This is a genomic window from Clostridium sp. MSTE9, from assembly GCF_000277625.1.
Lineage (GTDB): Bacteria > Bacillota > Clostridia > Oscillospirales > Acutalibacteraceae > Faecalispora > Faecalispora jeddahensis.
The window spans coordinates 1-20,590 of the sequence record NZ_AKFU01000051.1 but is presented as its reverse complement, the minus strand read 5'-3'; the positions used below and the strand labels follow the sequence as shown (position 1 = coordinate 20,590).

At 51.2% G+C, this 20,590-nt stretch carries 20 protein-coding genes; 9 read left to right on the top strand and 11 right to left on the bottom strand.

Annotation, left to right across the window (positions count from 1 at the left end; all coding sequences use genetic code 11):
• Positions 1–21: 21 nt before the first annotated feature.
• Positions 22–468, bottom strand: coding sequence for a tripartite tricarboxylate transporter TctB family protein (locus HMPREF1141_RS14780; RefSeq protein WP_009066099.1), 447 nt, complete (start codon positions 466–468; stop codon positions 22–24).
• A gap of 45 nt (positions 469–513) precedes the next feature.
• Positions 514–1,524 carry a tripartite tricarboxylate transporter substrate binding protein gene (locus HMPREF1141_RS14775; RefSeq protein WP_009066029.1) on the bottom strand — a complete coding sequence of 337 codons (1,011 nt, stop codon included), beginning with the start codon at positions 1,522–1,524 and terminating at the stop codon, positions 514–516.
• A gap of 707 nt (positions 1,525–2,231) precedes the next feature.
• Between HMPREF1141_RS14775 and HMPREF1141_RS14770 the strand changes: the two genes are divergently transcribed.
• From HMPREF1141_RS14770 to HMPREF1141_RS14725, 9 genes are all read left to right on the top strand, one after another.
• Complete coding sequence (locus tag HMPREF1141_RS14770) at positions 2,232–4,112, top strand: sigma 54-interacting transcriptional regulator (RefSeq protein ID WP_009066017.1); 1,881 nt, start codon at positions 2,232–2,234, stop codon at positions 4,110–4,112.
• 222 nt (positions 4,113–4,334) lie between these two features.
• Entirely contained in the window at positions 4,335–5,342 is a 1,008-nt protein-coding gene (locus HMPREF1141_RS14760) for a 4-hydroxythreonine-4-phosphate dehydrogenase PdxA (protein WP_009065903.1), read from the top strand.
• Positions 5,343–5,470: 128 nt separating this feature from the next.
• Positions 5,471–6,337 carry a sugar phosphate isomerase/epimerase gene (locus tag HMPREF1141_RS14755; RefSeq protein ID WP_009066078.1) on the top strand — a complete coding sequence of 289 codons (867 nt, stop codon included), beginning with the start codon at positions 5,471–5,473 and terminating at the stop codon, positions 6,335–6,337.
• Complete coding sequence (locus HMPREF1141_RS14750; protein WP_009065898.1) at positions 6,334–6,993, top strand: aspartate/glutamate racemase family protein; 660 nt, start codon at positions 6,334–6,336, stop codon at positions 6,991–6,993. Before HMPREF1141_RS14755 ends, HMPREF1141_RS14750 begins: the two co-directional genes overlap by 4 nt.
• 66 nt (positions 6,994–7,059) lie before the next feature.
• Entirely contained in the window at positions 7,060–7,902 is an 843-nt protein-coding gene (locus tag HMPREF1141_RS14745) for a transketolase (RefSeq protein ID WP_009066090.1), read from the top strand.
• Positions 7,895–8,836, top strand: a complete 942-nt coding sequence (locus tag HMPREF1141_RS14740; RefSeq protein ID WP_009066064.1) for a transketolase C-terminal domain-containing protein — start codon at positions 7,895–7,897, stop codon at positions 8,834–8,836. Before HMPREF1141_RS14745 ends, HMPREF1141_RS14740 begins: the two co-directional genes overlap by 8 nt.
• A gap of 82 nt (positions 8,837–8,918) precedes the next feature.
• Positions 8,919–9,821, top strand: a complete 903-nt coding sequence (locus HMPREF1141_RS14735; protein WP_009065909.1) for a TIM barrel protein — start codon at positions 8,919–8,921, stop codon at positions 9,819–9,821.
• A gap of 43 nt (positions 9,822–9,864) precedes the next feature.
• Positions 9,865–10,821 (top strand): D-2-hydroxyacid dehydrogenase, encoded by a 957-nt coding sequence (locus HMPREF1141_RS14730; RefSeq protein WP_009066038.1) that lies wholly within the window; start codon positions 9,865–9,867, stop codon positions 10,819–10,821.
• A gap of 74 nt (positions 10,822–10,895) precedes the next feature.
• Positions 10,896–12,032, top strand: a complete 1,137-nt coding sequence (locus tag HMPREF1141_RS14725) for a glycerate kinase (RefSeq protein ID WP_009066055.1) — start codon at positions 10,896–10,898, stop codon at positions 12,030–12,032.
• A gap of 257 nt (positions 12,033–12,289) precedes the next feature.
• Here the strand turns inward: HMPREF1141_RS14725 and HMPREF1141_RS14720 are convergent, their stop codons facing one another.
• From HMPREF1141_RS14720 to HMPREF1141_RS14680, 9 genes are read right to left on the bottom strand one after another with little or no spacing between them, the layout of a single operon-like run.
• A complete protein-coding gene (locus HMPREF1141_RS14720) occupies positions 12,290–12,973 on the bottom strand; it encodes an ABC transporter ATP-binding protein (RefSeq protein ID WP_009066039.1) in 684 nt (227 codons plus the stop codon).
• Entirely contained in the window at positions 12,973–14,184 is a 1,212-nt protein-coding gene (locus HMPREF1141_RS14715) for an ABC transporter permease (RefSeq protein ID WP_035317251.1), read from the bottom strand. The genes HMPREF1141_RS14720 and HMPREF1141_RS14715 overlap by 1 nt, the downstream gene beginning before the upstream one ends.
• Positions 14,174–14,617, bottom strand: coding sequence for a DUF4418 family protein (locus tag HMPREF1141_RS14710; RefSeq protein WP_009066045.1), 444 nt, complete (start codon positions 14,615–14,617; stop codon positions 14,174–14,176). The genes HMPREF1141_RS14715 and HMPREF1141_RS14710 overlap by 11 nt, the downstream gene beginning before the upstream one ends.
• 20 nt (positions 14,618–14,637) lie before the next feature.
• On the bottom strand, positions 14,638–15,675 hold the full coding sequence (locus HMPREF1141_RS14705; RefSeq protein ID WP_009066031.1) for an FAD:protein FMN transferase: 1,038 nt from the start codon (positions 15,673–15,675) through the stop codon (positions 14,638–14,640).
• A gap of 37 nt (positions 15,676–15,712) precedes the next feature.
• A complete protein-coding gene (locus tag HMPREF1141_RS14700) occupies positions 15,713–16,147 on the bottom strand; it encodes an FMN-binding protein (RefSeq protein ID WP_009066048.1) in 435 nt (144 codons plus the stop codon).
• Positions 16,148–16,163: 16 nt separating this feature from the next.
• On the bottom strand, positions 16,164–16,829 hold the full coding sequence (locus HMPREF1141_RS14695) for an ABC transporter ATP-binding protein (RefSeq protein ID WP_009066059.1): 666 nt from the start codon (positions 16,827–16,829) through the stop codon (positions 16,164–16,166).
• Between the two features lie 15 nt (positions 16,830–16,844).
• On the bottom strand, positions 16,845–17,981 hold the full coding sequence (locus HMPREF1141_RS14690) for an ABC transporter permease (protein WP_009066022.1): 1,137 nt from the start codon (positions 17,979–17,981) through the stop codon (positions 16,845–16,847).
• A gap of 4 nt (positions 17,982–17,985) precedes the next feature.
• Positions 17,986–19,269 carry an ABC transporter permease gene (locus HMPREF1141_RS14685; protein ID WP_009066002.1) on the bottom strand — a complete coding sequence of 428 codons (1,284 nt, stop codon included), beginning with the start codon at positions 19,267–19,269 and terminating at the stop codon, positions 17,986–17,988.
• Positions 19,270–19,279: 10 nt separating this feature from the next.
• Entirely contained in the window at positions 19,280–20,539 is a 1,260-nt protein-coding gene (locus HMPREF1141_RS14680; RefSeq protein ID WP_009065968.1) for a Fe-S-containing protein, read from the bottom strand.
• Between the last annotated feature and the right edge of the window lie 51 nt (positions 20,540–20,590).

Sequence of the window (20,590 nt, the reverse complement as noted above, 5' to 3'; positions counted from 1 at the left end):
TCCTACCTTTCTTTCGCCGAATTACAGCAGTCCCAAAAGCCCCTTGGGCAGCGGGGAACCCAGCCACACTACGAAGATTAAATACAGGAAACCGGGCCAGATCACCGCAGTTAAAATGGAATTGCGCAAAGGGAATTTTTCAAACAGGTACAGCCATAAGAATACAAATAATACGAGCGAAAGAAAAATCCCGATGAGTTTTCCGCAAAGTATCATACCAATCAGCGCGCCCCACGGAATCAAAGCCCGAACACTAAAAGCCGTATCGGATTCCTTTTGCCATTCCCTGAGCAGGATCACTCCACTGAAACCGACACACATAATTCCCGCAAGCAAAGGCAAAAAGCCACCGCCAGGGCCATTTCGAATCCACAGGTCTAACTGCAGGGAACCAATAATCCAATACACGCCAACCAAAAACACCAGCGTCAGAACAATTTTTTGTGCATTTAATTTTTCTTTCAACATCAAACACCTCCACAGATTTGAAAGAAGCACCGTTGGTCAGGGTTATCACTGAATGATTCCAACCTCTTTGAAGATGCTGTTATATTTTTCGGTTTCCTGATCGAAAAACTCTTTGGCCTCAGCAGACGTCATAAAAACTGGAGTCAAATAATTTTTCTCGATGTACTCTGTTTTCCAACGCTCGGTTTCCGTAACCTTGCGAATCATTTCGTCATAGAACGCAATGGCTTCAGCTGACATTTCCGGTGTTCCGGACAGTGCACGAACCTCGGTAACCAGAATATCGGGATAACCGATTTCTTCAAACGTGCGTACCTCGGCAAACTGACCGCTCAGGCGATCATCGGCAAAAGTAGCCATCGGCAGAACCTCGCCTGCCTCTACCTGACCGACGCATTCCGAAGGATTGAAAATACCAAAGTCGACATGCCCGCCCAGTAAGGCAGACATGGTTTCCCCTGAAGAATTAAACTGCACATATGTAATGTCCACATCCAAGTATTTGCGCATCATTTCAAAACACAGGTGGTCGGTGTTGCCTCTTTGGCTTCCCCCTATTTTTACACTGCCGGGGTTTGCTTTGGCCGCCTCGATCATTTCTTCTACCGACTTGTATTTTCCGTTTTTATTGATACACAACAACAGGTTATCAAACGCTACTACGGGCAAATAAGTAAGATCAGCTGCTACCACAGGGGATTTGTTCACCAGTGTGGACATAATCTGACCGTTGTGCAGCACCATCAGAATTTCATCATTGCCTTTTTTTGTCGCCATATAGGAAAAAGCAACCCCACCGGAACCGCCGGGCATATTATTCACCTTAAAATTCTTTGGCGTATAGCCGCTGGTAAATGCAATATCGGCAATCATTCGGGCGTTGGTGTCAGAGCCACCGCCGGGAGCAGACGGAACAACAAACTCAATTTCGGATTTCGGCGTCCAACTGCCGGATGTCCCCTTTGATTCGCTTGGCGCAGCGGAACCGCTGCAGGCAGTCAGCAACATACTGGTCGCTATTAAAGAAGCACAGATGACAGAAAGCTTTTTTTTCATAATAACGAGATCCTTTCTCCTTCATAATGCCGGTATCCGCAAACGCTCTGTTTGGGGGCAACCGGACTCCGCACGGAGCATCCAATGTACAGGTGAAACAACTGTGATACTTTTTCCTGCAAAACGCTGTCCGCCGGAATACAACAAAATCATGTGTGGAAAATGTGCAACCGCTGACAGCCGGATGGTGGATTGAGTTTGGATTCTTACGGCAGAGATTTGTTCGTTTATGAACAATGCTGCCTTTTTTGATTGTTCATAAAATATTCTACCGCAAAATACCATAACGCATTTGGTAGGGTTCTGTCCATCGATTTTTGTTTACCCTTCGCTACTTTTTTAGAAAAGCAAATCCCGTGCCAACCCAAAAGCCCTCAGGGCAATTTCAGCAACACATTCGAAATACTCTGCGATTTATCTAGTAATTTTTCATAGCAATTCTTTTTTTATCCTAACTTTATTTATTTTTTGCAGAATGTTAGCATGAAGCAACATCGTAACATTTGGTTTCATGTTGATCATTTTGTTTCATTGTTTCAAGCGAAATATTTATTTTTATTTTATTTTGTTTATTTTTTTTAGAAACTTTATCTGAAATACTTCTCCCAAATGAACTCAAATTAGTTTACGCTGGTTCCAAATCATGCTAGAATAGAAAAATCCAGGGCACATAAGCCACCAAGAACCCAAAAGGGAGTGTGGAATCAATGGTTCAAATTCTGATTATTATCCCTTACAGCCAGGTACAGGACAAAATGCGGCTTTGGGCAGAAAAAATAAGGGACCCGGCAATTTCTGTACAAACGATGCACGTCTACGGTACTTCCAATCCCCCTGAGCAATACCGTGACGCAGATATTATTGTTGCACGGGGCATGACCTGCAGCGCTCTGCGCCGTCAATACCCCGAAAAACACATTATAGAAATCAACATGACCAGCTTCGACGTGCTGGACGCCATTGCCGAAAGCAAACGAAGATACCGCCCCCAAAAGGTAGCAGTGTGCATGCAGTCGGCCTCCATCATGGACGTTGCCAGCTTAGAGGAACTATCCGGGCTTAAAATTCTTGCCTACGATGTCACCAATGAATCACAATTGGAAGAAGCGCTGCGCGAAGGGCAGGCTGCAGGGGCTGAGGTCTTTGTCGGGGGGCTTACCCTGTGCCAGCAGTGCAGCAAACAGAATTTGGCGTGTACCCATATCAAAACCAGTGACCTGACTTTGGAACGGGCGGTATCCGAAGCGATCAGCACAGCACAAACCATCAATCAGGAACGTACCAAAACACTGGTGATTCAGTCGGTGCTGAACAACACCCCGGATGCTATTTTCGCTGTGGATAACGAGGGCTGCATTACCGCACTGAATGACCAGGCCTGCCATTTATGTCATATTCCCGCACAAGAAAAGATGTATGGAAAAAAACTGGATCACTACTGCCCGGATATTGAATGGGAACAAGTCATTCTTTCTCGTACAGAGTCGGAAAAATTGCAGAATTTTTTTGGTTCGCTGTATTTTGTCCGCTGCCGCCCTATATTGATGGATGAGAACTGCGCGGGCGCGCTGATCACGGTCATGGCAGCCGATAAGATCCGCGCGGCAGAAACAAAAATCCGAAAAGAACTGACTACAAAAGGCCTTACTGCCAAATATAGCTTTGATAACATCATCGGCGTTTCCCCCGCTTTAAAAACAGCGCTGTCCATCGCTTACAAATACAGCCAGGTAGATGCCAACGTGCTTTTGGTGGGTGAAACCGGCACCGGAAAAGAACTGTTTGCCCACAGCATTCACCGGGCCAGCAAGCGAAGCCACCAACCCTTTGTGGCTGTCAACTGCGCCGCTTTGCCGGAAAACCTGCTGGAAAGCGAGCTGTTTGGCTATGTGGAGGGCGCCTTTTCCGGTGCTTCGAAAGGCGGTAAAATCGGCTTGTTCGAGCTGGCGCATAAGGGCACTATCTTTTTGGATGAAATCGGTGAGCTGCCCATTGCCCTGCAGGCAAAATTACTGCGGGCACTGCAGGAAAAAGAAATCCGCCGCATTGGCGACGACCGGGTCATTCCGGTGGATGTACGGGTCATTTCTGCCACCAACATTGATATCGAAAAGCAAATTGCAGCCCGGGAATTTCGTGCCGACCTGTTTTACCGGCTGAATTTGCTGAATCTACAGGCGCCCCCTCTGCGTGAGCGCAGCGAAGATATTATGGCGATGGCGGATTTTTTCCTGCGGCTGTTCGGGCAGGAATACAAAAAGAGTATTCCTGCCTTCTCCCCCAAGGCCATCGCTTTGCTGCAAAGCTATTCCTGGCCCGGCAATGCCCGCGAGCTTCGCAATTTCTGTGAAAAACTGATGGTGCTGAACGAAAGCCCCGTGGTAGACGATGTTCAGCTGCGAAACATGGGGCTTAGGGAATCGCACCCACAGCCCGCCGAACCAATTTTGGAGCAGCCCGATAACGTAAGCCGGGAACAGCTGGTGCAGCTTCTTTCCAGACAAAAATTAAAGCAGGAGGATTTGGCGCGAATGCTGGGGGTCAGCCGCACTACCTTATGGCGCTGGGCAAAGAAACAGCAACAGTGAAACATTTTGTTTCTTTTCGTTACATGTTACATAGAAACGGGAGAGAGGATTCGCTCTTCGCCCTTTTGCAGGACGGTGGAATTGCCCGCTGTCCTGCTTTCTTTTTTTCTTTTTGCACCGTGTTTCTTCTGTTTGGCACGCTTCTTGCTGCAATACCAGAGTGTGTGGAAATCATATGCAACCGCGGCAGTCCGGTAACCAGAAGAAAGGATGCCAGACAATATGAACACGAAACCAATTCTAGGAATCCTGTTGGGGGATTCCACCGGCGTGGGTCCGGAAATCGTGGCCAAAACCGCCGCCAGCGGCTTTCTAAGCGAGCATTGCCGACCGATTATCATAGGCGACAACCGGATATTCGAAAATGCACTTCGTATGGTAAACGCAACAGCCCCCCATTACACCATCTCTGAAATTTCAGAGGCTGACTGGAACAAAGGAATTCCTGTTCTGGACCAAAAAGATCAGGATCCTGCTGAAATTGAAATCGGTAAAATCAACGCAGATTGCGGCAAAGCCGTGAATCGAATGATTCGGCTGGCGTGCCGGCTATGTCAGGACGGCACAATTGAAGGCTTTTCCTTTGCACCCTTTAATAAGTCTGCCATGATAGAAGGGGGCTGCACCTTCGAAAGCGAGCACCACCTGATGGCCGATATTTTCGGTGTGACCGGGCCCTTTGGCGAAATCAACGTTCTGGGCGACTTGATGACCACCCGTACAACAAGTCATATCCCCATCAGCGCAGTCAGCGAAAACCTGTCAATGGAACGGATCCTTCGGGCTATTCTGCTTTCTTACCAAACGGTAAAAAACACCGGCGTAGAGCACCCCGTTTTGGGCATTGCCGCACTGAACCCTCACTGCGGCGAAAATGGGCGCTGCGGCCGGGAAGAACTTGACATCATTGGCCCCACAGTAGAAAAAGCCCGCGAAATGGGGATGGATGTACAAGGCCCCTTCTCTGCCGACATTCTATTCATTAAGGCATTCCGCGGGGATTTTCATAGCGTTGTTACCATGTACCACGATCAGGGACAGATCGCTTTAAAACTAAAGGGCTTTGATCAAGGCATCACCATTGCGGGCGGTCAGCCCTACCCCATTGTTACCTGCGCTCATGGAACCGCCTATGACATTGTCGGAAAAGGCGTGGTGCATACCTCCGCTTTTGAAAATGCGGTAAAAATGGCCGCCAAAATGGCGGTACATAAGCGGACAAATTCCTGACGGAAGCAATCAAACAGAAAGACCTTAGGAAAGCAAAGAGCCGCCAGAAAATGAGAGCAGCCTGTGTGATTAATGAGGCAGGGGAATGAGCCCTAAGGTCTTTCCTTGCTGCAAGGAGGATCAAAACGATGAAGCTATGTTATCAGGTCGCTACACCGGATGTTGCGATCGCACCGTCTGTTACAGCATTCCAAGGGGATTTGGAGCACACCTTTTCCCGTTTGGCAGCCATAGGATACGATGGCGCAGAGCTTATGACGCTAAATCCCGCCGAATTGGATTGGAACACCGTCAAAAACGCCGCAGAGCGTTACGGGCTTACGATTCCTCTGGTCTGTACCGGGGAAGTTTTTGGCCAGCTGGGGCTGTCTTTTGCTCACCGGGACGAAAGCATCCGACGGGCTGCGGTAGACCGGGTAAAAGAAATCATTGCATTTGCCGGTTTTTTGGGGGCAAACGTAAATATCGGCCGGGTACGGGGCCAATATTCTGACGACATCCCAAAAGAGCAAAGCTACCAATGGGCCGTTGCCGCTCTGCAGGAAATCAGTAACAGTGCAGAAAAAGAGAATGTGAAAATTGCAGTCGAAACCGTCACCATTATGCAGACGAATTTTATCAATACACTGGAAGAGGCGGTGCGGCTGGTTCAAGATGTAAACCACCCAAACTTTGGCCTGATGATGGATGTCTTTCACTTAAATCTGGAAGAAAAGAACATATACGACGCCATTTGGAAATACCGGAACTACAATCTGCACGTTCATTTGGCAGATAACAACCGGCGCTACCCCGGGCATTGCGGGCTAGATTTTTTAAAAATCATACAGTGTTTTTGCAACGCAGGGTATGATGGTGCTTTCAGCACCGAAATTTTTCAAATTCCCGATCAGGAAAAAGCCGCGCAAGGCGCTATGGCCTATTTGGGGCCGATTTTGAAAGAGGTATACGGGCGCCCCTATTCCCCCTCTGCTTTGGAGGTGGATATTTCTTGAAACGAATCGCTTTGCTGCATACCGTCCCCAGTGTTTTTCTTTCTTTTGCAGAACGCATCCGCACTGCTTTGCCGGGTGAGGATTTGAACATCCACAATACACTGGATGAATTTTTGGCTTCGGACGCGAATGTACGGGGCTTTACCCGAAACAACCGCAACCGGTTGTTTCATCTGCTGAAAGCGATCGAGCTGGAAGAACCGGACGTGATTGCCGTTACCTGCTCGACGCTCACTCCTGAAGTTGCGCGCATCCGGCCTTTTCTTTCGGTGCCTTTGATTGCAATAGACGACGCCATGACGAAGAAAGCCGTTACCCTGGGCAGTAAAATCACAGTGATGGCAACGGCACAAAGCACCATAGAACCCACTTGTCAAAAGCTTTTGGAGGAGGCCGCCAAAATTGGCAGAAAGGTGGAGCTTTCCCATATGGTGTGCCACGACGCATACGAAGCCATCAAACAGATGAATCAGTCGGCTCACGATGCGATTTTACGCAAAGCGGCTGGGGGAATCCACGGCCAGGATGTCGTTGTACTGGCACAGGCTTCTATGGCGCATATGGAAAAGGAACTCGCTGCTATTTGCGGAGTTCCGGTTCTGTCCAGCCCCGCGCTTTGTGTCAAGCAGATTGTTCATACACTTTATCTATCATAATAACATACTTCCAATCACCAACCAATGCAAAAACCCCCGGCTTTTGCGGAACGGAGGATTCATTTTATGAGCATCAGTGAAACGCGGCTGGCAGAGCTGAACACCTTCTGCCACCGCCTGCGCAGTGAGCTGATCGACACGCTGCACAGCGTGCAGACCGGTCACCCGGGAGGGTCCCTCTCTTGCTGCGAGATTTTAGTCACTTTGTACTTTCACCATTTGCGGGTCGATCCCCGAAACCCGCAAATGGAAGACAGGGACCGCTTTGTACTGTCCAAAGGGCATGCGGCCCCCATGCTGTATCTTTGCCTTGCCCATAAGGGATTTTTTCCCTTGGTGGATATCAAAACCCTGCGCCAAATGGGCAGCCACCTGCAAGGCCACCCCTGCGCCCATAAAACCCCGGGGGTAGAGCTTTCTACCGGCCCATTGGGTCTGGGGCTTTCCGCTTCGGTGGGTATGGCGGAGTCCGCCCGTCTAAACAAATTGGATTACCAGGTGTACACGCTTTTAGGTGACGGTGAAATCCAGGAGGGCGTTATCTGGGAAGCCGCCATGACCGCAGCCAAACTGAAAACCCCGAATCTCGTCGCCATTCTGGATCACAACGGCGTTCAGCTGGATGGCACGAATGAAGAAATCATGCCTATGGGGGACATTGGCGCCAAATTTGCTTCTTTCGGCTGGCATGTCCTTTCCGCCGACGGACACGACATTGCATCGCTTTCCAACGCTTTGGAGGAAGCCAAAGCCTACACCGAAGGCCCCGTCGTCATCCTTGCCAAGACGGTCAAGGGAAAGGGTGTTTCGTTTATGGAGGGCAAAAACAGCTGGCACGGCAGACCGATTTCGGACGCAGAGTACGAAAGCATACAAGAGGAATGGAAAGGAGCTGGTAACCATGGGTAATCTGATCTCCATTCGGGACGCTTACGGAAATGCGCTGGCCCGCCTGGGTGAGTCAAACCCGAAGGTAGTCGTACTGGAAACCGACGTTGGCTCCTCCACCAAAAGCGCCGTGTTCGGCAGCAAATACCCGGAGCGTTATTTTAACATTGGCATCTCTGAGCTGGATATGAACGCCATGGCTGCAGGATTTGCTTCCTCCGGGTTGATTCCCTTTACCAATACCTTCGCCATTTTTACGGCTTTGCGGGGCGGTGACCCAATCAACAGCCTGATTTGCTACGATAAGCTAAATGTAAAGCTGGCAGGCGCCTACAGCGGTCTTTCGGATTCTTACGATGGCGCCAGCCACCATTCCACCTGCGACATATCGGTATTGCGTGCCTTACCGAACCTGACCATTCTTTCTGTGTGCGACCCGGTCGAAACGGAAAAAGCCGTATTTGCCGCCGCTGCCCATCCGGGCCCGGTGTATCTGCGGCTGAGCCGTGCGGCAACCCCCACCATCTTTGACGAAAGTTATTCGTTCGAAATTGGCAGGGGCGTGGTTTTGCGGGGCGGAAACGATGTTACCATTTTTGCAACCGGATACCCGGTTCACAAAGCGCTGGAAGCGGCCGAGCTTTTAGAAAAAGACGGCATTCATGCCCGCGTGGTAAATCTGCATACGATCAAACCGTTGGACGAAGAGCTGGTAATCCGCTGTGCGGCGGAGACCGGGGCAGTCGTCACCGCCGAAGAGCACAGCATCTATGGCGGTCTGGGCGGAGCAGTTGCAGAAGTGCTGGCGCGCGAGTGCCCCACCCCAATGGAATTTGTGGGTACCTCTACTTACACCGAAAGCGGCGATTATGAAGAACTGCTTGCGAAATATGGACTGAACGGCTCTGCTATTTGCCGCAAGGCCAAGCAGGTATTCCAGCGCAAAAAGAAATGATTTTAGCTTTTCGCACACAAATCGCAGGGTAAATTATTGTCATTCACAACACAAAGTGATATATAAAAAGGAGAGGAAATGTATGAAAGATTCGATTCACAAGTATTTTCAGGTCGGTACCATCCATTGGATGGCCTTTCCGCCTACACGGTATGATTCACTCGAGTCGCTTCAGTTGATTGCACAGGACGATTTTTTTGATGCAATCGAGCTTTCACAAATCAAAGACGACGCCTTGCGAAAGGCAACGAAAGAAATTTTAGAGCAATCCCATTTAAAAGTATGCTATGGCGCGCAGCCCCGGCTGTTGGGGCCAAAGCTGAACCCCAATGCCATTGCCGAAGAAGAGCGTGTTCTGGCAGAGCAAACGTTGCTGGAAGCTTTGGACGAAGCAGAATATTTGGGTGCGAAAGGCATTGCCTTTTTGGCCGGAAAATGGGAAGAAGCAACGAAGGACCAAGCGTATTTCCAACTGATAAAAACCACCCGCAATGTGTGCAGACGGGCAACCGAAAAAGGCATGATCGTAGAGCTCGAGGTCTTTGATTTTGATATGGATAAGGCCGCACTCATCGGCCCGGCCCCTTATGCGGCAAAGTTTGCTTCTGATGTACGCACCTACTGCAACAATTTCGGTTTGATGGTAGACCTTTCGCACTTCCCCACAACATATGAAACCAGCAAATTTGTCATTCAGACCTTACGGCCCTACATCACCCATCTGCACATGGGCAACGCCGTGGTAAAAGAGGGCTTTGACGCATACGGTGACCTGCACCCGCGCTTTGGGTATCCAAACAGCGCCAATGACACCGAACAGCTTTTGGACTTTTTTACCGTGCTGAAAGAAGAAGGCTTTTTCAACGCGAAGAATCCTTTGGTGCTTTCCTCAGAGGTTTCCCCGCGTCCCCACGAGGATGCCCACATCATTTTGGCCAACACCAAGCGGGTCGTCAACCGCGCATGGGCATTGCTGGAGGATTAAATATCGTTTTCCAGCCAATCAAATTCAGAACGGAGGCCTCGTCATGAAAATCGTCATTTTAGACGGTTACACCGAAAATCCCGGCGATTTAAGCTGGGACGGCTTTGCGGCATTGGGTGAACTGACGGTATACGACCGCACCCCTGCCGATCAAATTCTTTCGCGCATTGGCGACGCGGAAATTGTGATTACGAATAAGACCCCGCTTACCCGCGAGACATTTGCCGCCTGCCCCGGCATCCGTTATGTGGGGGTGCTGGCTACCGGCTATAACGTAGTGGATATTGAGGCCGCTAAGGAAAAGGGAATTCCGGTCACCAACATTCCTACTTACGGCACCACTGCCGTTGCACAGATGGTGTTTGCCCTGCTGCTGGAAATCTGCCATCATGTTGGCGAACATTCCGAAGCCGTTCATCGCGGAGAATGGACCAAAAGCCCCGATTTCTGCTTTTGGAATGCCCCGTTGATCGAACTGGCGGGCAAAACCATCGGCGTGATCGGCTTTGGACGAATCGGGCAAAACACGGCGCAGATCGCCAGGGCCTTTGGCCTGCAGGTATTGGCGTATGACGAATACCCGAACGACGCTGCCCGTGCTTTGGGCGACTATGTCACACTCGATGAACTGCTGGCACAATCGGATATTATTTCCCTGCACTGCCCGCTGTTTCCGTCTACCGAGGGGATCATCAACAAAGACAGCATCGCGAAAATGAAGGATGGGGTCATCCTGATCAATACTTCTCGCGGCCCGCTGGTTGCAGAGGCCGATTTGGCACAGGCTTTGAATTCCGGCAAGGTGTACGCTGCGGGGTTGGATGTAGTCGCCACAGAGCCGATTCGAGCAAACAACCCATTGCTGAACGCCAAAAACTGCATCATCACCCCCCACATTGCCTGGGCGCCCAAAGAGAGCCGCGCCCGCCTGATGGATATTGCGGTGAACAACCTGAAGGCGTTTTTAGAGCAAAAACCGGTGAACGTGGTAAACGCATAATCCTCTGCCATATTTCATAGAGGTACAGCGGCAGGGATTCCCTGCCGCTGTACCTCTAAAAAGGATGGATGATCATGAATAAATTTCTATTGATTCCCGATTCTTTCAAGGGTACCATGAGCTCTATAGAAATCTGTTCCCTGCTGGAAGAAAAAATTCAGGAATATTATCCCGCTGCAGAAATTCATTCGATTCCGGTCGCCGATGGCGGCGAAGGAAGTGTGGATTGTTTTTTACAAGCCTTAGGCGGCGAAAAAGTAATCGTAACAACAAACAATCCCTTTTTTGAACCAATCGACAGCTATTACGGCCTGATTGACAACGGCCGCACAGCTGTCATCGAGATGGCGGCCAGCGCCGGGCTCCCCCTGATCGAAGACCGCAAAGACCCACTGAAAGCCTCTACCTTCGGGGTGGGGGAATTAATCCTGCATGCAGCGCGAAAGGGCGTATCCAAAATTATTATGGGGCTTGGGGGCAGCTGTACCAACGACGGCGGCTGCGGTGCGGCCTGCGCTGTGGGCATCCGTTTTCTGGATGAAGCCGGAAACAGCTTTATTCCAACAGGAGGCACCTTACACCGCATTCAGCAACTGGATCTTTCCCAAATAGAACCGATGATAGAGGGCATTGAATTTGTCACGATGTGCGACATCGACAACCCGATGTATGGCCCTACCGGTGCGGCGGCTATATTCGGCCCCCAGAAGGGAGCAACACCCGAAGAGATTGAGCTGCTGGACGCAGGCGTACAGCATTTAAGCCAAATCATCAAGCAAACCATAGGGCTTGATTTGGCTTTCGTTCCGGGAACGGGAGCCGCCGGAGCCATGGGTGCCGGTATGGCAGCGTTCTTTCATTCCCGACTGCAAATGGGAATTGAAACCATACTCGATACGGTGCAGTTTGAAGAACTTGCCTCAGGGGCCGATATGATTTTTACCGGCGAAGGTAAGCTTGACAGCCAAAGCCTGCGCGGTAAGGTCGTTATTGGCATCGCCCGCAGAGCCAAAGCGCTTGGGGTGCCTGTCACCGCTTTGGTCGGTGACATCGGCGATGACATGGAAGCCGCCTACGACGAAGGCGTCAGCGCTATTTTCAGTATTAACCGGGTCGCTGTGGATTTTCCGGTGGCCAAACTGCGCTCACGGCAGGATTTGTCCCTAACGATAGACAATTTAATGCGGTTTTATCGGACAATGAAGCTATAAAATATTAGACAAAAACTCCATTTTCACCGCTACAAGAACCTGTTGAGATGCAGTTAACAACCTTTATGGTTAAAGCTAAAAACAACTAGTTGTTTTTTATCTTAGAAACTAAAATCACATTTTTTAAAAATTATTTGCCAACTCTAATACGCATTTATCATTTATATTTTAAAACTAAGAAAGCCCTCAACCCCAGTCAATTGACTGGAGTTGACGGCTTTCTTTTATCTTTGCTTACGTTGCTCATCGGAAGAACTTTAGAGAGAACCCAAATGCGATCCCTCTGTCAGCTGACCCGACGCCATGGTCAGCACTCTGTTCCCAAATTCCAAAGTATCAAGCTCATGCGTCACGATCAAGATCGTCGTACCGTTTTTGTTGATCCGGGCAAAAAGCTCCATGATTTCTCTGGTCGTTTCAATATCCAGATCCGATGTGGGTTCGTCCGCGATCAGAATATCCGGCTCATTCATCAGCGCTCTTGCAATCAGCACGCGGCGCAGCTCGCCACCCGAAAGCTGGGAGGGCAGCATATCGGCAAGGGCGGAGATCCCGACCTCATCCAGTAAAAACGAGGCCCGTCCGGACGCGTCCCCCTGACGCCTGGAAAGGAAATATGGCAGCCGGACGTTATCAAAAACGGTCAGAGTGGAAAGCGTGCCGAGCCCCTGTGGTATGTACCCCAATCGTGTGTTTCGCAGCTCCGAAATTTCTTTGTCCTTCAAAGCATAAAGCTCCGTGCCATTTAGCCTGATACTGCCCGAAGTGGGCATCAGCAGCCCGGCGGCCATATTGAGCAGGGTGCTTTTTCCGCTCCCCGAGCGCCCGATAATGTTGACAAAATCGCCCTGGCGGATGGATAAATCCACGCCGTTCACGGCCCAAAACGCTTTTCCCCTGCGCTGGTATCCCCTGCTTAGGCCTTTGATTTCCAGCAGCATTATTCCCCCTCCTTCATCGTGGTATAGATTTCGGAGCTTCCTATTTGAACCGCGGCATAAGCCGAGGCAATCGGACCGGTAGCAAAAGAGATCAAAAAGCTCAGCGCCGCCATGAGGAATAAAGCTCCGGGGGAGGGCTGCAAATAAGGCAATGCCAGCAATGTGCTGATATAGGTACTGAACGGAAACACGACGAGGGCCGCCGCTGTCATTCCGGCCGCAGTGCCGAAAATACTGATCAGGCAGGATTCACACAGGATCAGTTTTACCAATTTGCTTCTTGTCGCGCCCAAAACCCTGAAGATACTGAATTCTCTTTTTCGTCCGTTTAAAGTGACGGAGAATACGATAATGAGCACGCCGACAGCCAGAACCCACAAAACTCCCGCCAGTATCAAAATATAAGTCGTGAGCCCGCGCAGACTGCCGGAGATATCGCTGATCATGTTTTTGGCAACCACCACATGCACGCCCTCTTTGGCGTAAGCCTGAAGGATGTTGTTCGCCACATCCTTTCCGGTATAACCGCTTTTGATTTTTATGATTACGGACGAAATCAGGTTATCATTTTCCGCTACCGGATGCGCCTGAATTCTCTCCGAATTCCGCACCACCTGTTTCGCCGTGGTAAGGTTCATGAAAACCGAGTTGTCGAAGCCCATGCCCGTTTTATCCAGACGGGCGGCAACCAGATAGGTTTGATCGAAGAATTTCAGCTTTTGGCCCACTTTGGCACTGATGTTGCTGCCGATCACGATTTCATCGTCCGCGAGAGAATGCTCCAGAGAGCCTGACATCCAGGGCTGGATGATAAAATCGGTTTTGGGATCAAATCCGATCAGCTGGAGCGGATAAGAGCAGCATCCCGCACTGAGCGTTGCAATGTAAAGCTGAGGGGATACCGCCTCCACACCTTCCACGCTTTCCACCTTCTCGGTTGTACCGGCATCAAAGTAAAACGTGCTGGGTTCTCCCCGAAGCAAAGCGCTCTGGATATCCGCCTCATACCCATACGGCACCGCCAGAATGTCCGCTCCCATTCTTTTCGACAGGTTGTCCATGCCGTTTTCCATGCTTTGGGAGAGTACTGTCCCGCCAAAAAGCGTGAAAGCAAACAGCGCCACAAGGAGGATCAGACCGGTCGTCCGGAACGGTTTGCGTTTGAGAGTATGAAACGCGATATTCACTGTGTTTAACGGCTTATTGTCCATCTGCCTTCACCCGTGATTGATGATTTTTCCGCCAGAGATAGAAGGCGTTTGCAGCACAAGCGATTACCGTTAAGGCGCCTAACACATACAGAGCGGGGAAAGTCGTCATCCTGCAGGGCATGGTAGGCATTTCGCATCCACCGATGAGCAGGGTGGGGACCAAAAGGCTTAACACACCGGCCAAAGCGGTCATCAGGCTGACGCCGATCCTTGTCAGCGGTGATTTGAAAACGACAAGCAATATTCCGCCGCACAGGATAAGAATACCGATTCCGATTTCGGCCTGCCCGGCCCAGAAGCATTTCATCGGCACTGCACCGCCCGCCGCAGTTTCAATCACTTTTGAGCAGGCCGGGAAAATGCAAACCGGAACAAGTGCGATCAGCAGCCCGAAAACGGCGACCGCAATGCCGGATAAAAGTCTGTTTTTCATAACTACACCCTCTTTAACTCTTATTTTTTATACTGATATCCCAATGCTTCTCCTCTGAATTCAAAGATCGTCTGCGCCCCGGGTGTACAAACGACCCGTTGATCAGAAGTCACGAAAACTGCCTCGAAACCGCCTTCGCATTTTTGGAATTCAAGAGCCGCGTCCAACCCCATAACATGCAGCGCCGTAGAATACGCTTCGCTCATGGCTCCGCTGTCTGCAATGACCGTCACGGAGCGCAGCCCTTTATCGGACGGAGAACCGGTACCCTTATCAAAAATATGGTGATACCGTCGTCCGTCCTTTACAAAACACTGCTGATCATCGCCGGAGGTGGATAAAAACTGATTCCTGAGCCGGACCACGCCGAAGCATTGCGGCCGCTTTGAATCGGCCGCCTTTAAGCCCACCTTCCACGGGGAACCGTTCGGCTTTGCTCCCAATGCCGCTATGGAAGACGTTCCAAGGGAAAACAGGGCGGAAGAAACGCCCTGCTCCCGGCATAGAGTGTCGATCCTGTCGGCCGCATACCCTTTTCCGATCCCGCCCAGATCAATGCCCACACCGTTATGGATTCGGTATCTGCCTGCGCCGTCCGTCTCGATGTTGCGGTAATCGCAGGAGGCAAGGACACACCTGATTTTGTTTAAATCAGGAATGCTTTTCTCCCGCTTGTTGATAGCCCACAGATCCACCAACGCGCCGATCGCGGGGTCGAACGCTCCGTTCGTTTTTTGGGCGTACCGCAATGCCTCGCGCAGTACGGCGTCCGTGTCCTGCTGCACTTTCATCCAACCACCGCCGGTCGAAAGGCTGAGCTGCGTGATCTCGCTGTCCGGCTTCTTCCGGGAAAGAAGAGAATCCAGCTTCGCGATGACGGCTTCGGAAGCTTGCAGCGCTTCCGAAGCCCAGGCCCCATAGGCGATAAAGCTCATCATCGTGCCCATCGCAAAGAAAGTCTTTTCGATCTTCTTCTCTGTGTTGTCACCGATCGCGGAAGATTCTTTCTTCGGGGCGAACGGGCGCGTGAATCGATCATATAGCCATTGATTTTTCATAACGATTGCCTCCTGTGACCTCCGTTATCGGTATGGCTCATTTTTTTGCCTCATCCAAAGCATCGTTAACGGCTTCCTGAAACTGATCGAAGGCAATCGTAGCGCCGGAAATGGCGTCCACATCCTCCAGCTTCTGAACCTCCACGAGCTTCTCCGCATACTCCTTCATGGCCTTTACGGCAAGCTGCGCTTTGTCATAATAGTCCTGGTTGGAAATGGCTCCGTTTACCTTCCCGTAGTTTTCATCCTTGATGGTTCCGTCCTTTTGCCAGGTAACATACTGACAATCCGTGATTTTCGTATCCTGGATGGTGATCGTCGCCTCACCGTAAGCGCCCCGGTCGTCCCCGCTGCTTTTGCCGGTATAGGTGCCGTCTTTGTAGGTGACAGGGGCAGAACTGTCTTTACACCCTGCCAACAGAAGCACAGTGAATGCCAAAGCAGAAACAATGGAGAAAGCCTTGTTTTTCACGGAAAACACCCCCTGTTTATTTTTCATTCCGGACAATTCTCGAAATACGCCCGTGCTCCAGCACAACGGTTCGCTGGGCCTCCTCGGCAACCTCGGGGTCATGCGTGACAACGATGATGGTGCTGCCTTCGTGATGAAGCTGCTTGAAAATATCCAGAACAATTTTCTCATTTGTTTCATCCAGATTGCCGGTGGGCTCATCCGCCAGAATCAGCATAGGGTAGTTGATCAGTGCGCGGGCGATGCACACCCTTTGCTGCTCGCCGCCCGAAAGCTGGCTGGGCAAGTGCTTGGCCCGGTCGCCCAGGCCGACACGCTCCAGAGCCTGCAGCGCTTCCTTTTCGTCCGGCATGCTGTGGTAATACTGCGCTACCATCACGTTTTCCAAGGCGGTCAGGTAGTTGATCAAGTGAAACTGCTGAAAAATCAGTCCGATCTTGTCGCGCCGGATGTTGGTCAGGCTTTTTGCGCTCTCTTTCGCGATATTCATGCCGTCAAGGATCACAGAGCCGTTGGAGGGCTTATCCATGCAGCCAATAATATTCATCATCGTGGTTTTTCCGGAACCGGACGGCCCCATAATCGCCAGCCATTCCCCCTGCGATACCTGCAGATCGATATTTTGCAGCGCTTTGACGCTGCCGTAAATTTTTGAGATATCTTTCAATTCCAATAAATTCATTCCGTGATTCCTCCTTTATTCACCGCGCAGGACGATTGCCGGATCAACATCCGTTGTGCTTCTGACAGGGATCAGGCACGCCAGCCCGGTGATCGCGATCGAAACGGCCAGTGTTGCCGGTATCAGCAGCGGCTGAAAGGAAATGGAGCGGGTAAAGACATTCATGCTGACCGTTTGGGCAAACGCAAACCCAAGCGCAACGCCCATCAATCCACCGAGTGCCCCCAAAAACAGTCCTTCCCCCAAAAATTCCATTACGATGCTTTGGTTGGAAGCCCCCAGCGCTTTTTTCAGTCCGATTTCCCGGCGCCGTTCCGCGACAACCGCCATCATCGTGGTCGCAACACAGATCATGGTGAGCAGCAACACAACAACCGTGACAAGATACACCAGAGCCTGAAGCTTGGTCAAAACAGTTCCCTCCGAGTCAGCGACACGTTTGACAAGCCGGGGCGTAACGCCCTCGACGTTTTCACCGACCTGCCTGACGATCCCCTCCAAAGTCGCCTGGGGAGCGGAAATGCTGCACTCAATCACATCCAGCTCGCCGCTGTTCCCCATCAGACCCTCCAAATCCGAAAGAGACAGGAAGAGGAACGCTTCCTCGGTTCCCCCCGTCTGCACAATGCCGGATACCGTAAAATCACGGCTGAAGCCCTTACCGGTACTGTCCGTGCCGGTCATGGTAAAGCTGCTGCCGGGGAGAAGGCCGATGAGATCCGCCACCTCCTGTCCGATCAGAACCGACCCGCTGCCGGCAGGCCATGTGCCCGAAACAAACCAATACGGACTGGTCTTTTTCACTTCCTCCAGATCCGTACCGGCCGCCATGAACGGCTGTTCGTTGATCTTGATCGTTTCATAGCGGTAGGGGGCAATGCCCACGATGTCCTCTGCCGGAATCAATTCGGTGGCTTTTTTCATTTCCTCCTCGTTTATCGCCGAATCGCCGCCCGTGGGGACAAAGATCAGATTCGCGCCGTACGAGCGGAACTCCTGTCCCATCTGCCGGGGGATATCGTAGTAAATGGTGACAAGGCCGGAAAGCACCGTAGCGCCGATGGCCACCGCCAAAAGCGCCACCAGCATTCTGGAGCGGCGGCGGATGAGCGAGCTGATGATCATTCTAAAATACATCGTCTGCTTTTTCATCAGATCACCTCCCATGTAAGACTTCCGCAGGGCGAAGCGACAGCAGAAGCCGGATCGACGGAATGCTCCCTGCCAAAGTGACGAGAGCAACCAGAACGGCGACAAGCGGAATCACCAACGGTTTGATTTCGATGGCCGAGCCGAAAACGGAATGCCCGATCAATTGGGCAAAGCCGAGTCCGGCAAAATACCCTACAACGCCGCCGACGACCGCGGTGACGAGAATCTCGGTCAGTACGAGCCATGAAATGGGGGAATTGTGTGCCCCAACCGCTTTCAACAGCCCGATCTCGCGGCTGCGCTCCATCACACTGGCCGTGACTAGATTGGAGATACCCAGTGCCGAACCGACCAGGCTCAAAATGGTGATCAGTAGCATCAAAAGCTGCGTTTTCTCTAAGATAGCGCCTTCCGATTCCGCTACCTGCCGGATGGGCTTGGCGACGGAGTCGGTGATCACCTCTTCAATCTGATAGCAGATCGAGCTGACATAAGCCGTGCAGTACCAGATTTCATATTCCTTGATGGAAAGACTCTTGATGTTCTGCGCGGCTCTGCGGGACAGCTCGTTGTCGGGGGTCGTCAGAGCACTGACCTCCACGCGGCTGATTTGTCCCGCCCGGCCGGTCAGTTCCTGCGCGATTCGCAAAGGGACATAGATTTGCTCGTCCTCATCGCTTCCCGCATTGAAAATACTCTTGACGGTCAGCTTCTTCGTTTGTCCCCCGACCTCGATTTCAATGGTGTCTCCAACCTGAAGATCGTTCCTGCCCGCGATAAGGCTGCCTACCATGGCGGAAGCTTCATCCTGATCGGTCAGCCACTGCCCGGACACATCCCACCAGCTTTTCATGTTTTTCATGCCGGTATCAAGGGATTCCCCTGTGGGAAGATCCAGGTGATGCTGAAACCATGTCCCAATCAGTTTTACTTCTCCATCCTGAGAGTTCAGTTTCACCTTTGTATCGAGATAGGGCGTGAAATCCACAATATTGAACGCCCAAAAAATCGTCTTGATATTGCCGAGCTCCGATTCTTTCAGATATTGATCCGATACGCCGGAGCCCTCCGCAACGCCATACAGATCATCGAGCAGAGAAGCTCCCTTGGGCATGACATTGATATTTGCGCCGTATGTCTTGAGCTCCTGATTCACCTTATCGCCCACGTCCAGCATCACGTTGAGCATGGCCGTGGCAAGGGAAGCCCCCAAAGCAATTGTGAAGGCGATCATCAGCATTTTTCCCTTTTGCCGAAACAGCGCGCCTTTTACCATTCTCCAGAACATATCATCACCCCTATTCAAACCTTTTCTTTTCGCTTTCCAAATCGTTTGTCTGAATCACCATATTGCCTGCTTGAATGGTATAAGAAAGGGGTACGGGGTTGCATCCGCCCTTAAATCCGATCGTGGAAATATTCATGACGACATCGCACAGCTTGCAGACAACCTCATGGTCGCCGCGCTCATAATAGCCCGTGGGCCCGCAAATGTCGCAGGCGTCGAGCCCCACCCCATAGGAGTTGGTGTTTGCACTCTTTCTGATGACGATAAACCGTACCTCGGTGCCGTTCGAGGCCGTATAGATAAATCGGTGCAGATGACCGTCGCCGACGTTTTCAAGCGGAATCACGATTTCGCTGCCGACGACGTTCATCGGCTCGGCGGGCGAAAGGACGGCCTCACGCTCATCGTAGGCCCTGACCACGGTCAGGCATAGAATCGAGAGCAGATACCCCGCCAGAACAACGGTGCACCAGCGCCTTTGCCTGCGCGATACCGCGCGGATTCTTCGGTGCTGCGCAGGGTTGGAAAAGGCGTCTTTCGGATGCAGGCTTTTGATCCACAGCAGAACGGGCATCAAAATCGTGATGACCATGATGCCGTAAAGGAACCAGTCGTTGTAGTTCACAGACATCTTAATGAACTCAAACAGTCCCTTGGACATGGGGATCATTCGCCTTGCCAATAAGAACTGTGCAATGGTTGCGATCTGCTTCACCATATTGACGGCAAGACCAACGGTCAGCAAAATTCGCACCAGCCGAAAGGACAGGCCTGTTTCAACTTGATACAGGGCAAGCCCCGAAAGCCCCACGATCAGCAGGCCGCCCAGATACCCAATCGATTTATACAGAAAATCCGTACTGAATACGCTTTGCCCCGCCATCAGGAATTCGGTGGGATACAGAAAGATATCGGGCAGAGCATAGAGCAGCAGCGAAGCCGCCAAAACGGCATATAATACACTCCATATCCTCTCGTGAAGTTCGGGCAGTCTTTTTTGAAGAATGCCCCACAAAAGCATACAGAAAAGAATTTCCGAAAGGATTGCAACAGACAGAATACCGATGTTGAAGTATTCTCTGTTGATGAGAACCGTTGTGGATTTGAGAACCGCCAACAGAAGCGCAGCCGCGACTCCCGCTGACAGCCCCCAAAGCAACCATTTTTTTTGCTTTTGTTTGCCGCCAAGCTGTGAAAGGGCAAACAACATGGCCAAAAGAATTCCGGTGGTAAGCGAATTCTGTACAACCTGGATGAGATATTTCAGCATGGTGTTACCACCTCCCTGTCAACGTAAATGAACCGCGCCATGGCAGCCCCG